The sequence below is a fragment of the Streptomyces sp. NPDC107517 genome (assembly GCF_055582645.1).
The window spans coordinates 188266-202437 of the sequence record NZ_JBVJPM010000015.1 but is presented as its reverse complement, the minus strand read 5'-3'; the positions used below and the strand labels follow the sequence as shown (position 1 = coordinate 202437).

General features: G+C 73.9%; 9 protein-coding genes. 1 reads left to right on the top strand and 8 read right to left on the bottom strand.

Annotated features, from left to right (window positions below; genetic code table 11):
* Window positions 1-3360, bottom strand: a complete 3360-nt coding sequence (locus tag ACZ67T_RS30365) for an FtsX-like permease family protein (protein WP_469988179.1) — start codon at window positions 3358-3360, stop codon at window positions 1-3.
* A gap of 138 nt (window positions 3361-3498) precedes the next feature.
* Window positions 3499-3903: a globin gene (locus ACZ67T_RS30360; RefSeq protein WP_469988178.1), complete on the bottom strand. Its 405-nt coding sequence runs from the start codon at window positions 3901-3903 to the stop codon at window positions 3499-3501.
* Between the two features lie 232 nt (window positions 3904-4135).
* Between ACZ67T_RS30360 and ACZ67T_RS30355 the strand changes: the two genes are divergently transcribed.
* Window positions 4136-5122, top strand: coding sequence for a methyltransferase domain-containing protein (locus tag ACZ67T_RS30355; protein WP_469988177.1), 987 nt, complete (start codon window positions 4136-4138; stop codon window positions 5120-5122).
* An 11-nt stretch (window positions 5123-5133) separates the two neighbouring features.
* On the opposite strand, the gene ACZ67T_RS30350 is transcribed toward ACZ67T_RS30355, so the two are convergent.
* The 6 genes from ACZ67T_RS30350 to ACZ67T_RS30325 form a co-directional block, all read right to left on the bottom strand.
* Complete coding sequence (locus tag ACZ67T_RS30350; RefSeq protein WP_469988176.1) at window positions 5134-6399, bottom strand: FHA domain-containing protein; 1266 nt, start codon at window positions 6397-6399, stop codon at window positions 5134-5136.
* Window positions 6400-6433: 34 nt separating this feature from the next.
* A complete protein-coding gene (locus ACZ67T_RS30345; RefSeq protein ID WP_469988175.1) occupies window positions 6434-7786 on the bottom strand; it encodes a vWA domain-containing protein in 1353 nt (450 codons plus the stop codon).
* A gap of 80 nt (window positions 7787-7866) precedes the next feature.
* Entirely contained in the window at window positions 7867-9195 is a 1329-nt protein-coding gene (locus ACZ67T_RS30340; RefSeq protein WP_469988174.1) for a PP2C family serine/threonine-protein phosphatase, read from the bottom strand.
* Between the two features lies 1 nt (window position 9196).
* Window positions 9197-11758 carry a serine/threonine-protein kinase gene (locus ACZ67T_RS30335; RefSeq protein WP_469988173.1) on the bottom strand — a complete coding sequence of 854 codons (2562 nt, stop codon included), beginning with the start codon at window positions 11756-11758 and terminating at the stop codon, window positions 9197-9199.
* Window positions 11755-13071 carry a hypothetical protein gene (locus ACZ67T_RS30330; protein ID WP_469988172.1) on the bottom strand — a complete coding sequence of 439 codons (1317 nt, stop codon included), beginning with the start codon at window positions 13069-13071 and terminating at the stop codon, window positions 11755-11757. Before ACZ67T_RS30330 ends, ACZ67T_RS30335 begins: the two co-directional genes overlap by 4 nt.
* Before the next feature lie 83 nt (window positions 13072-13154).
* A complete protein-coding gene (locus tag ACZ67T_RS30325; RefSeq protein ID WP_469988171.1) occupies window positions 13155-14159 on the bottom strand; it encodes a glutamate ABC transporter substrate-binding protein in 1005 nt (334 codons plus the stop codon).
* Window positions 14160-14172: the final 13 nt, after the last annotated feature.

Genomic DNA, 14172 nt, shown 5'->3' with positions numbered 1-14172 from the left:
TCACTCACTCCCCTGGCGGCGCAGTGTGATGGCGGCGTCCGGCGGCCGGCGCAGGGCGATGCCCGCGGTGATCAGGACGGGCGTCACCGCGACGCCCGCGAGGAGCAACAGGACCTGCCCCCACGGCAGCTCGACCAGGACCCGGGGCATCGGCTGGGCGGCCTGCCCGGTCAGTACGACGAGCGGCACGACGGCTCTCGTGAGGAACGACCCCAGGGCCAGCCCCACCAGGAGGGCGAGCGCGACCAGGATGCCCTGCTCGGCGGCGACGAGGCGGGCGAGCTGGCGCCGGGGCGCGCCGAGCGCCCGCAGGATCGCGAACTCGTCGCCGCGTTCTCGCATCGAGCCCGCCGTGTTCACGGCGAACCCGACCGCGGCGAGGAGAGCGGCGGCGACGGCGGCCGCGGCGAGCGCCGACTGCGGTCCCGCGCCGAGCGGGTCGTCGCGCAGCGACTCGGCGATCTCGGACCGCACGACGACCTGCGCCGGGTCGGCGTCGGGGCGGGCGCGCAGGGCGGCGGCGGCCTCGGCACTGCGGCCGGGCTCGGTGCTCAGCCACCACTCGCCGGGCAGGACGCTCTCCTTTTGCCGGTCGGCGAGCGCCCGGTTCAGGGTGGGCAGATCGAGCAACACGGCGCCCCCGTCCGCGGACTTGGGGCCGGTGTCCGTCCCGGTCGTGGTGTCGGCCCCGGCCTCGGGCCCCGTGGTCGGCAGGGCGCGCACGCTCGCGGAGATCCGCACGTCGAGGGGCGAGCCGTTGACGGGCACGGCGACGGTGGAGCCGACCTTCGCGCCGGACGAGCTCAGGAAGCGGTCGGTGGCCACGGCGGTGACCTCCTTGACCGCGGGGCGCTCCGCGGTGAGCCGGACGCTCATGCTGGGCGGCGCCCCGAACGGGATGCGCAGCGGATCGAGCTGCCCGGTGTCGAACCCGACGGACACATGGCCGCCCGACGGACGCCCGAGCACCGGGGCGCTGGGCCGGGTGTCACCGCTTCCTTCCCCGCCTCCCTGCACGGACGCCCGCCACCGCGTGCCCAGCTTCAGAGACTGCTGCGCCCCCGCCGCGTTCACGGATCGCAGTCCCTCGAACGTCAGTCGGTGCTTCACCGTCGCGGTGACGGACTGGTTGATGTCGAGGGCCAGGCCGGTCAGGGTCAGCGGGGTAGCCGCGCGGTCGAGGGACGAGCCGCCGCCCCCGCCGAGATCCATCGCGAGCCGGTGCGCGCGCCCGTCGGCGGGCAGGTCGTCCAGGAACAGCTGGTACGGGGTTCCGTAGCGGTCCTCGACGGTCGCGGTGACGGTGCCCCGCACATCGGACGGTGAGGCGTCGTGCGGACGGGCGGGCGTGCCCAGGCGCAGGGTGAGGGAGGCGCCGGCCGCGTCGGCGGGCAGCACGACGCCGGGCGAGCGGTCGTCCCCACCGGTGCGCAGCGACGACAGCAGCCGCGACGGGGACTTCGGCGACATGTCGTCCCGCAGCATCAACCCGTCGGTGGCGTGCGCCGTGTCGAGGGCGAGGAGCGTCGCCTCGCGGCTTCCGGTCAGGGGAATCGTCGCGCGGAGGGCGGGCGCCGCGTCCCGTACGCCGGGGGCCGCCGCGTAGACCCCGGCCTGGCCGAGCCCGCCTCCCGGTGCGAGGACGCGGAGGGAGGCGCCCGCCCGGAAGTCCGCCTGGTCCTCCTGCGAGCGGTTCCAGGACGCTCCCTGCCCGATCGCCAGCATGCCCATGGCGACCGCGAGGACGAGGAGCAGGACGGGGCCCGCGCCGCGCAGCGGGCGGCGGCTGAACTGCCAGCCCGCGAGCGCCGCCGGCAGCCCGCGCCCGCCGGCCGCGCGCCGCTCCGCGAGCTTCGCGGCGGGCGGCAGCAGCCGCAGCGTCAGGACCGTACCGGCGAGCAGGGCCAGGGCGGGGGCCGTGACGAGGAGCGGGTCGATGCCGAGAGTGCCCGAGGTGGTGCTGCTGAGCGTGCCCGAACCGGACGTCTGCCGGTCCAACTGCCAGTACGCCACGGCTGCGATGACGAGGAGGCCCACGTCGGCGCCCGCCCGCAGCGGCGCCGGCAGCGACCTGGCGCGGCCGCGCTCGGGACCCGCGGCGCTCAGCGAGGGCACCGTCACGGCGAGCGCGCAGCCCACCGCGACCGCCACGGCGACGAGCCACACCCCGCGGCCCGCGCCGACGTCGAGCCGCAGCCCGATCCGCGACAGGGCGCCCCAGGAGGACAGCAGCCGGATCAGCGGGCCCGCGAGGAGCGGCGCGCACACGGCCGCGGGCAGCGCGAGCAGCAGCGCCTCGATCGCCGCGAGCGAGGTCACCCGGGCCCGCGAGCCGCCGCGCGCCCGCAGCATCCACGTCTCTCCCGCGCGTTCCGTGCTCAGCAGCCGGGCGACCAGGAGCAGCGTGTACGTGGCGAGCAGGACGAGCTGGAGCGCGACGATGAGGAGGGTGGAGCGGGAGACGAGCAGGGCGCGCTCCGCCCGGTCGAGGGTCTCCGGCAGCGAGGTGTTCACCCCGGTCGTGCCCGCGAGCGCCTTCTCGTGCAGGAGCGCCTTGGTGCCTTCGCGGGCGCCGGTGCGCAGCGCGTCGATGTCCGCGGTCGTCACCGACGAGAAGTCGGCGGACGCCAGCCAGGCCGACTTCCCGGCGGAGACCTGGCCGGCCGCGAGGACGGAGGGGGCGGTGAGCAGGGGCCCGTACGTCGTGAAGGAGATCTTCTGGATGCCGCGGCCGCCGAGGTCGTCGAGCTTCCAGTAGGGGGCGGTCGGCCTGACGGGCTGATACTCGCCGGTGAGCCTGACCGACACCGTGGGACCGCCGAGGCGGTCCGTCAGCGTGAGCTTGTCGCCGGGGTGCAGCTTCAGCTGCCGGGCGGCGGCCTCGGGGAGCGCAGCCTCGACGGGCGCCCTGGATCCGTGCGGTGCCTCGGATCCTTGCGCCGCCTTGGGGGCGCGGCCCTTCGTGATGCGGACCTCGCCGCGCTCCAGCGCCGCGAACTGGGTCAGGTCGGGGTTCCCGGAGCGGGCGGCCGGCGGCTGGAGCGAGCGCGGCAGCGCGTACGGGCCCGACCTCATCAGCGTCTGCACGCTCACCGGCAGCCCGCCGAAGATGTCCCGCGCCCCGGAGCGGACCGCGGCGTCCGCCGCCTCGCGGCCGTCGGCGGGCACATCGGCCTTGACCGTCAGCGCCGTGGCCGCGGTGTCACGGGTACGCAGGCTGTTCCGCAGAGCGGCGTCACCGATCGCGCCCGAGAAGGCGCTGAGCATCGCGAGAACGGACGTCGTCAGCAGGACCGCGAGAAGCGCAGCGGTCAGGAGCAACCGGTGCGCGCGCACCCTGAGTAGGACAAATCCCGACACCCCTGCCCCCGTACCCCTCCGCGCCGCACATCCCCCGAAAGTCTGTCCGGATGCTTTCAGAGCGAACGGAGTTGGGGAAGGGGTTTGAACCGGATATCGGGGGCACCACCTCGGATAACGGCGTGCCGGCCGGCGGTGTCAGCCCGCCGTGTTCACCATCGAAGCCGCGGCATAGGTCAGGTAGTTCCAGAGCGTGTGCTCGTGCTCCTCGGACAGGCCGAGCTCGTCGACCGCGGTCCGCATGTGCCGCAGCCACGCGTCGTGCGCCGCCCGGTCCACGGCGAACGGCGCGTGCCGCATCCGCAGACGCGGGTGGCCCCGGTTGTCGCTGTAGGTGCGGGGACCGCCCCAGTACTGCATCAGGAACAGCGTGAGGCGCTCCTCGGCCGGACCCAGATCCTCCTCCGGGTACATCGGCCGCAGGAGCGGGTCCTGGGCGATCCCCTCGTAGAAGCGGTGGACCAGGCGCCGGAAGGTCTCCTCGCCGCCGACCTGCTCGTAGAAGGTCTGCTCCTGAAGCGTGCCGCGCGGAATCTCGGTCACGTCGGTGGGCCTCACAACTCTCGCTCGGGTCACCCCGATGCCGTTCCGGCCGGGGTCCCGGGGTGGGCCCCCGGGAAATGCAGCACGTGTCCATCGTCTCAGACGACCGGGACGAGGACTTGAGGCTTAGGCCCTGCCCACCGGCCCCGCCCTGCGGCCCTGCCCTTCCAGCACTGGAGTACACCCCGGACGGGGGCTCGCTCTTACGTCCCGGGCACAGCACAGTGGACGTATGGGCTCACAGCGAACGGACCCGGAGGCGGGAGCCGAGGCGGCGCGGGCCGCGCTCGTGCGGGAGATCGCCGTGAGCGGGGCCTTCGACGGCGACCCGGCCTGGCGCGAGGTGTTCGAGCAGGTCCCGCGCCATGTGTTCGTGCCCTACTACTACCTTCCGGCGCCGACCGGCTATCGGCGGCTGTGGCGCGAGGACCCCGACCCGCGGCAGCGGGAGCGCTGGCTGCGCGGCGCCTACGCCGACGAGCCGCTCGCCACCCGGGTCCGCGACGGGGAACTGGTCTCGTCCAGCAGCCAGCCGTCCCTGATGGCACGGATGCTCATCGAGCTGGACGTACACGAAGGGGACCGCGTCCTGGAGATCGGCGCGGGCACCGGCTACAACGCCGCGCTGCTCGCCCGCCGCGCAGGCGACGGGAATGTCACCACGGTCGACCTGGACCCGGAGATCACCGAGACCGCGCGCCGGCACCTCGCCGAGGCGGGCTTCCGGCCGGCCGTCGTCACGGGCGACGGTGCGACCGGCTGCCCCGAGCACGCCCCGTACGACCGGATCATCGCGACCTGCGCGCTGCGGGCCGTGCCCAGTGCCTGGCCCGCGCAGTGCAGGCCGGGGGCACGCATCCTGGCGCCCCTCGCGACCGGTCTGATCCTGCTCACGGTGGGCGAGGCCGGCCACGCCGAGGGCCACTTCCTGCACACGCCCGCCTACTTCGTGCCCCTGCGCGGAGCGACGCAGGGCGAGGAACCGGTGCAGCACATCGGCGGGCTGCCCCGCAGGGTCCTCGCCGACGACCTGTTCCGGTTCCTGCTCTCGCTGACCGCGGGCCGGCTCGACCCGCACGAGGCCCTCGCCCTGTGGGAGCGGGAGGGACGGCCCGTGCGGGAACGGTTCGGCGTCACGGTCAGCGGCGAGCACGAGTGGGCCTGGCTGGACGACCCCGAAGGGCCGTACGCCTGGTCACTGCGGCCGGACCGGATGTAGACGCGGAAGGGCTAGCCCCGGTGGATCGTGATCGTCGTCCAGGCACCCACGTGCACCCGGTCGCCGTCCTGGAGCGGCACGGGGACGAAGGGCTGGATGGGCTCGTCGCCGCCGTTGACCGTGGTGCCGTTCGTCGAGTTCTGGTCGACGACCGCCCATGATCCGTCGGGCTGCTGTACCAGCACCGCGTGCTGATGCGAGACGCCCGGGTCCTCCGGCGGCACCGACAGATCGATGTCGGGGGTGTCGCCCGTGGAGTGGCGACGACGGCCGATCGTCAGCTGGTTCCCGGTGAGCCGGCGCTGCTGCTCGGGCGAGTACGCCGGCAGGTTCAGGCCCGAGGCCTCGGGCCCGCTGCGGTGCATCATCGCCATGAAGTACTCACGGTCCGGGCCGATCGTCGCACTCCAGGAAACCGGCTGCTGCTGGAAACCCTGGGGCGCCTGAGGGGCCTGCGTCTGCTGCGGCGGCGGGAAGCCCTGCGGGCCGCCCGGCGCCTCGGTCGCACCGGGACCCTGACCCTGCTGCGCCGGGGCCGACGGGGGCGAGAGGACCCAGTCGTCACCGCCGCCGAAGGACGGACCCGAGGGACTCGGGGGAGGCGGCGGACCCTGCGGGCGGCCGGTCTCCTGCGGGAACGCGGGCGGGGCGGGCGGACCCGGCTGCTGGAATGCCTGCGGCGCCGCCGGCGGACCCGGCTGCTGGAACGCCTGCGGAGCGCCACCCGTACGGGGGGCCGGCGGGGGCGGCGGGCCCTGCGCCGGGTCGCCGCCGAACGGCGGGATCGGCTCGGCGGGCCGGTTCATCTGCGAGGGCCGCGAGCCCTGGTACTCGAAGGAGTCACCGGGACCGGGCGGCTGCTGGAAGCGGAGCGCCGGGTTCGGGCCGACGGGGCCCTGACCGGGGCTTTGGCCGGGACCCTGACCGGGACCGGGCATCGGCGGGTTCGGCGCGGCCGGCGTGTAGGACGTGGCCGTGTTCGTCAGGAAGTTCCACCGGCACTCCTCGCAGAACGGCGCACCGCCCTCACGGGGCGTGCGGCACTGCGGGCACAGCTCGGGGCCTGCGCCGGGCGGCGGCGGAGCGGGCTGCCCCGCGTTCCCCGGCGGCGGGTAGCCGTAACCGGGAGGCGGGGTCTGGCCGCCCTGGGGGTAGCCGTAACCGGCGGCCGGGGGCGGCGGCGGAGGGGGCGGGGGTACGGCACCGGCCATGCGGTGACCGCAGACCTCGCACCAGTCGTCGGAACCCGACTGGTGTCCGTTCGGGCAGGTCGGCATGTCGGCGCTTCCCCTCCGTTACTTCGCTACGTCGTCACTTCTTGACACGGACAGTCTTCGTGGACCGGGTCTCGAGGGTCATTTCGTCAGCCTCGGCGACCTTGGCCTTCAATCGAACAGTACCTTCCGCGGCGTCGACCACGTCCACCACCTTCGAGAGCAGTTTGGCCGTATCCGCGTTCCCGGAGGCCGCGGCGAGCTGCACCGCGCGTCCCAGCTTGGCCGTCGCTCCGTCCGCATCGCCCGCTTTGCGGGCATCCAGACCCTGCTGGATGACCTGTGCCAGTTCCGCCTGACCCGTGTAGTGCGCGACCTGAGGATTGATCGACGTGGACGCCGTCATGTCGTCCGTCCACACGGCCCGTACGAGTCCCTGCGCCAGGTTCTGCACGCCGCCGTCGGCCCCCGGGATCACCAGCGAGACGCGGCCCGCCAGCATCTCCTGGCCGAGCTCGGCGTTCGGGACCTGTACGCAGACGTGGTAGTCGCGGGACTCGTCGCCCCACGAACCCGTCGGGTAGTCGCCCGCGCGGGGCCCCGCCTCCACGCGCCGGTCCGTCAGCTCCTCGACGGTGGGCGCCACTTGCTTCACGAACTTGATCTCGGCGCCGAGCGGCGTCCACAGCCGCAGCGCGACGTCCGCGACCTCCTTGCCCATCGCCGTCTCCATCATCCGCGTGAAGTCGGCGGCCAGGCCCGCCGGGTCCGCGACGATGTCGGCGCTGCCGAGCATGGCCGAGGCGATCCCCGTGACCTCCTTGACCTCCCAGTCCGTCCCCACGCCGCGCGCGTCACACGTGAAGCGGCCCGCGCACGCGTCGAGCGCGGCCTTCAGGTCCTCGGGCGACTCGTGCTCGTTGCGCCCGTCGGTCAGCAGGATGCCGTGACGCACCGAGGACGCGGGGACGTCGGCGGCCCACAGGAGCCGGTCGGCGAGGCGCAGCCAGGTGCCGATCGCGGTGCCGCCGCCCGCGGACAGCTTGCGCAGGGCCTGCTTGGCCTGGTCGCGGGTCTGCGCGTCGGCGACCGCGAGCCGGCCACCTCCCGGGAAGACCTCCTTCGCCACATGCGTCCCGCCGATCACGGCGAAGTGCACGCCGTCGCGCAGGGTGTCGATCGCGGCGGCGGTGGCGTCACGGGCGTTGCGCATCTTCGTCGGCGGGTAATCCATCGAGCCCGAGCAGTCGACCATCAGTGCGACCGCCGCGTCGGCCCCCCGGCCCGCGGCGTAGAACTGCGGAGCGGCCACCGCGCCGCCGACCGTGCCACCGCCCGTCGACGTCACGGTCACGATCGCGTTGACCTCGCGGCCGCCCTCCGGCAGGAACTCGTTCTGATAGACGTCGACCGCGAACTGCGGAACGCTCGACTTCGAGAACTTGGCCATGGTTGTTGGTCCCCCCTACGCCTTCGTGCACCTACGTGGAACTTCCCCGACGGCCCGGCGACTTCCCCGCGCTGCCCGGCCTACGCCGATCCTGCCCCCGCGGGCGGTACGGGGAACGGCAGCACGGCCACTGTTACGTTGTCGTGGCCGCCGCCGTCGAGCGCGTGGCCCACCAGGACCTGGGCGCTGTGCAACGGACGGTGCGCCGCGTCGGCCGGGATGACCCTGGCCATCTCCTCCGCGGCTTCCGCGTAGTTCCACAGCCCGTCCGTGCACACCACGACCACACCGGGACGGTCCGGCTTGAACGAGGCCGTGTGCGGCTCCAGTTCGTAGGCGTCCGCGCCGAGCCAGCCCGTGATCGCGTGGGCGCGCTCGTCCGCGTACGCCTCCGCCTCGTTCATCAGGCCCGCCGCGACCATCTGCGCCGCCCATGAGTCGTCCTCGGTGAGGCGGGCCGCGGGGGCCGTGCGGTCGTCGGGCACCCAGTAGGCGCGCGAGTCGCCGACCCAGCCGACGATCAGCAGGTCCTTGGCGACGATCGCGCCGACCAGCGTGCACGCGGGCGCGTTCTGGTGCGGGGCGTGCTCACCGGCCGAACCCGGTTCCTGGGCCAGGGCGTTGACCGCCTCGGCCGCCACGACGATGGCGTCGTGCATGGCCTGCTGCGGATGCGTGCCGCGCGGCAGGGACTCCAGGAGCGCCTCGCTCGCCGCGCGCGACGCGGCGAGGGACGCCTCGTCGGGGCGGGTCGCCGAGGAGACGCCGTCGCAGACGATCGAGACGACGGACGGCGACCCGTCGGGCAGCGCGGCCGACGCGATCGCGAACGCGTCCTCGTTGCGGTGGTGGCGCAGCCCCCGGTCGCTGACCGCGGCGACCGCGCCCAGCTCCTGCTCCATATGATCGCGCTCGCGCGGCTGCGCGTGCCCGCAGTTCTCGCAGTAACCGTCCTGGTCGACCTGCCCGGCGCGGCACGCCACGCAGAGCTTCGTGCCCGCGGGCGGGGTCGCGAGCGACTCGGGCGGCGCGGTACGGGGATCGGGGGCGGGCAGCGTGTAGTCGCCGGCGGCGGACTCACCGGCCTGCTCGGGAACCCCGTCGAAGCGCACGGCGGTGGGCAGTTCGGAGCCGCCCGAGTCGGTGCCCTGGAGGTCGGTGGGCAGATGCACGGGTGCCGGGGTGTCGGAGCTGTCGAGCTCGGGGGCGGACGGCCAGTCCACGGCAGGCGTCCGGGCCGGCGCCGCGCCGTCCGTGCTCAGGGTGACCGTCGGCAGGTCGTCCGGCGGGGCCGGCACCGCCGACAGGTCGTACCCGCACGCGCCGCAGAAGCGGTCACCCGACTCGAGGGGCTCCTCACAGCTGGGGCACGTCGACATGGCCGTCGGCCGAGGCATCTGCGACATCAACTCACACCCACGTCCGTGGACGGTAACGGTTCGCCCGCTCCACCAGTTCGATCCTCTCCTCGCCAACCTGAGCGAGCCTGGCCAGTGTCCGGAACGAGCGCTCGAGGCCGAGGCGCAGCCCGCGCTCGTCCAGATCGTTCCCCAGCACCAGCGTCCTCACGGGTCCCTGGCGCGGAGCGGAACCTTGACTACCGGAGAGTACCCAGTCGAGCGCCGTGCCAAGGACCTCGGTGGACAACCGCTCCCGGCGCACGGCGTCGAGGCCGAACCCGTCCAGCGCCTCGACCTGGCCCGCCGCGGCCGTCAGGTCGTCGAGCAGCGGCCCGTGCGCGGCGGCCGCCTCCGCCATCCGCTGCCGCAGTCTGGACCGCACGGCGGCGACCCGGGCCGCCGTGTAGTGGATCGACGACTCCGGTACGGACTCCAGGGTGCGCACGGCGCCGTGCCGGTCGCCCGCGGCGAGCTGCACCCGGGCCAGGCCGAACGCGGCGCTCACATAACTGGGGTCGGTGGCCCAGACGAGTCGGTAGTACTCCGCCGCGTTGTCCAGCTGGCCGAGCACCTCCGCGCACACGCCGAGCGCGAGCTTCGGGGCGGGCTCGCCCGGGAACGCGTCGTAGACCGCGTCGAACGACAGGGCCGCGTTCGTGTGGTCGCCGGTCGCGAGCGCCGCGACCCCGCGGTACCAGACGACCCGCCAGTCGTCCGGGTGCTGCGCCTCCAGCTCCGTCAACGCATGGGCGGCGGAGACCAGTTCACCCATTTCGAGGCGGGCCCGCAGCTCGCGCAGGCGCAGCTCCAAGGAGGTAGCGGGCGCGGCGCGCAGCGCGGTGATGAGCTCGCCCGGCGCGGACGCCATGAGCCCCGCGAGGAACCCGGCGTTCGGGTCGCCGGGGTCGACCCTCGGCACGGGGAGCGCGAGCGCGGTGGCGGCGGCGTCGAGGGGCTTCACCAGCGAGGCGGGGGCGCCGGGGGCACCCGGGGCGCCGGGGAGCGCGGCGGCGGCGCCCCCCGGTGCCCCGGCGGGCGCGAGGGCGCGCCGTCCCTTCCGCCGCCCCGGCTCCGCCCGTACCCCGAACCGCGACACATCGCCCGTCAGCTGCGCGAACAACTCCGTGTCGGTGACCTTGACTTCGGACCCGAACAGCGTCGAGAGCGCGGGCCGCGGACGGCCCGTCTGGAGGGCCACGACCTCGCGCAGCACGCCGGTGAGCTGCTCCGCCATCTCCTGCGCGGACGCGAAACGGCGGGCAGGATCGGGGTCGGTGGCGCGTACGAGCAGCCGGTAGAACGACTCGTACGTGCGGAAGACCTCGATGCTGTCGGGGTCGGGCAGCGAGTCCGCGAAGACGTTCGTGTAGCCCTGGAAGTCGAAGGTCAGGACGGCCAGTGTGCGCGCCACCGTGTACAGGTCGGAGGCGACCGAGGGGCCGACGTCCGCGACCTCGGGCGCCTGGTAGCCCACGGTCCCGTAGATCGCCGACTCGTCGTCGTCCATCCTGCGGACCGCGCCCATGTCGATGAGCTTGAGCTGGTCCTCCGTCTGGATGGCGTTGTCGACTTTGAAGTCGCAGTACAGGAGGTTGCGGCTGTGCAGGTGCCCGAGCGCCTCCAGCGCCTCGATCCCGTACGCGCAGGCCTGCTCGACCGGGAGCGGGTCGCGCTTGCCGGCCGGGGTGCGGCGCCCGTTGGCGATCTCCTTGAGGGACTTGCCGCCCACGTACTCCATGACGATGTAGCCGTCCATGGAGCCGGTGCGCTGGTCGAGGTGCTCGACGAAGTTGTAGATGCGGACGATGTTCGCGTGCTCGATCTCGGCGAGGAAGCGCCGCTCCGAGATCGCCGCGGCCATCGCGTCCTGGTCACCCGTGTCGAGGAGGCCCTTGAGGACGACCCAGCGGTCGGAGACCGCGCGGTCCACGGCGAGGTAGACCCAGCCGAGCCCGCCGTGCGCGAGGCAGCCCACCACCTCGTACTGGCCGTGCACGATGTCGCCCGTACGCAGCTTCGGCACGAACGAGTACGGGTGGCCGCACTTCGTGCAGAACCCCTCCGTGCGGCCCGGGCGTTCACCGCGCGCACGGCCCACCGGCGCCCCGCAGTCCGAGCGCGAGCAGAATCGCTTCCGCTCGGGAACCTCGGGGTTGTCCTGCACCATCGCCCGCGGGTCGGGCCGCGGCACGTCCGGCACCTGGACCAGGCCCACGCCGAGGCGCCCGCGGCCCGACGACGCGGCCGAGGCGCCCGAACTGCGCACCGACACCGACCGCGATGTCGACTGCCCCGACAGGGAGCGCGACAGCCGGCCCGAGACCGACCGGCGCGACTGCGAGGAGCGTGACGAGGAGTGCGAGCTGGCCCGCGACGACCGCGAACTGCTGCGCGCACTCGCACTGCCGGAACCCCGGCCGCCGCCCGTGACGCCCGTCGGCGACGACCCCACCATGCCCGTCGGCGAGACCACCGGGGCCAGACCGCAGGTGTCGCAGTACAGCTCCCCGCCGCCCACGTCCTCGTACGACCCCGTGCACCCGGGACGCTGGCACTGCCGCTGCTCGCTCATGATTCCCCCCTCCGGTCGGCGGGACCGCCCTGTTCGGGCACCCGCGGGACCAATACGTCGGCGGCCGCCCGCTGGTACCGCAGGACCGCGTCCTCGGCCGCGCGCAGATCGCAGGGCGCGCTCCACAGCATCCGCCGGGCCGCGTCGTAACGCTCCACGAGCAGCGGGTCCTCGGCGAACCCGAGCCGGGCCACCTTCGCCTTGTAGGCGTCGAGACGGCCGCGCAGCTCGGCACGGACCGCCAGAGGCTGTGTGACCTCCGTCAACGACTCGCGTGCCCGCAGGAGTTCCTCCTCGGCCTTCGTCTCCAGGGTCTCCAGAAGAGGCGAGAGCCGGTGCCACTGGGCGGATCTGCGGTACTCGGCCGCCGTCGCCAGCTGCTCCTGGAGCGCCGTCGGCGGGCCGCTGACCGCGGGCACCTCGAACGCGGCGATCTTGGCGAGGACCTCGCCGCGCGCGGACCGCGCCTCGGCGAGCGTGCGGTCGGCGCGCGAGAGGACGTCCCGCAGCCTGCCGAGCCGGACCTCCGCGTCCTGCCGCACGGTCAGCACCGCGTCGATCTCGCGGCGCACCTCCTCCAGCGCCTGGGCCTCACGGTCGTACGCCGTCGTGTCGGGCCGGCCGCCGCCGGGCGCCGAACTGCCGGGCGCGGAACGCCAGTACGCGAGCGGATCGGACACGACGTCCTCCCGCAGCCGCGTCAGCGCGTGCGTGATCCGCTCCAGGTCGTCGCCCGAGGGGTGCTCACCCGGCCGTACGCCGACGGAGTGCGCGAGCTGACGCGTGCGGCCCAGCTCGGCGGCGAGGAGGTCTATCCGGGCGGGCAGCGCGGACCAGACGGCGTCCGCGGCGACCACCATGTCGAGCGACCTCGCGTACAGGTCGTTCATCCGCTCGACCAGGCCGGCGAGCGTGAACCGGTCGCTGAGCCGGGCGGGACCGGTGAGCGACGCGGGCGAGGAGGGTCCGCTTCCGGCGACGGTCACGCTCTCGCCGCGCAGCAGCTCGGTCAGCTCGACGAGATCCTCACGGCTCGACCAGCGGCGCCGCGCCCGTATCTCACGGGCGGAGCGCAGGGCGGCCGTGTACGCGTCGAAGTACGTCCACAGCAGGGTGATCGCCTGGTCCGCTGCGGCCCAGCGCTCATGGGTGGTGCCGGTCAGCCGCGCGCCTTCGAGGAGTCTGCGGCCCGCGTGGTCCTGGAGAGCGAACAGCGACGTCTCGATCGCCTCGTGCTCCGCGCCGAGCCGCGCCAGCGCACGGTCCACCTCGTCCCGGTCCATCACCGGACCGGGGGGTCCCGTGACGCCCATCGATCACCTCTCCGTTCACATCGATGCCGCCGGCCGACGCCGGCCGCCGCTGTGCAAGTGCCGCAAGCAGCGCCCGGCCGGGGCTACTTGTACTTCGGTGCGGGCGGCCCGGAGGCCGCGCCGAGACCGTCCTTGAGCCACGTGTCGTACGAGTCCTGCCAGCCGCCGTCCTTGCGGAAGTCCTCCAGGACCTGGTTGACCCGGCGTACCAGGTCGTCCGTGCCGCGCTTCATCGCCACGCCGTAGAACTCCTTGGTGAAGGGCGTGCCCTTGAGCTCGACCGTGGGGTCCTGCGCGGCCTGGCCCGCGGCGAGCGCGCTGTCCGTGACCACGGCGTCCACCTCGCCGAGCTGCAGCCGGACGAGGCAGTCCAGCTGGTTCGGCACCGTCGTGGAGATGTCGGCGCCGGGGGCCAGCGTGCCCGCCTTCCGGTCGGCGTCGAGCCGGTCGAAGGCGGTCGAGCCGGCCGCCGTGCAGATCCGCTTGCCCGCGAGCGACTTGTCGTACCCCGTGATCGAGGAGGTCTTGGGCGCGAGGACCTGCTGTCCGGTCTGGAAGTACGCCGTGGAGAAGGCGACGTCATCGAGCCGCTCGCAGCTGATCGTCATCGTGCGGACGACCATGTCGACGTTCCCGTGCTGTATCGCCGGGATGCGCTGGTTGGTCGGGATCGCGCGGAACCGGATCAGGTCGCGGTCGCCGAGGATCTTCTGGGCGATCTCGTGCGCCAGGTCGATGTCGAAGCCCTCGAGCTCGCTGGACTTCTTGTTCGGGTCGCGGTAGCCCCAGTGGTAGCTGTTCTGGTCGACGCCGACGATGAGGTAGCCGCGCTTCTTGATGGCCTTGACCGCAGCCCCCGACTCGCTCCCGGACGGCGAGAGGCTGCGTTCCGGTTCGGTGCAGTCGTCGGCCCTGGCCTGCACGCCCGTGGCCAGACCGGGGCCGCCCACGCCCGTGCTGCCGTCCGCGCCGGCGCCCCGGGTCAGGGGGAGCAGCAGCGCGAAGACCGCGGTCAGGGCGCAGGCGACCGCCATGGCCGCCACGCCGCCCCAGCCGCGCAGGCTGATCCGCGTACGCCGTGCGCTCATGGCTGTCCCGCCC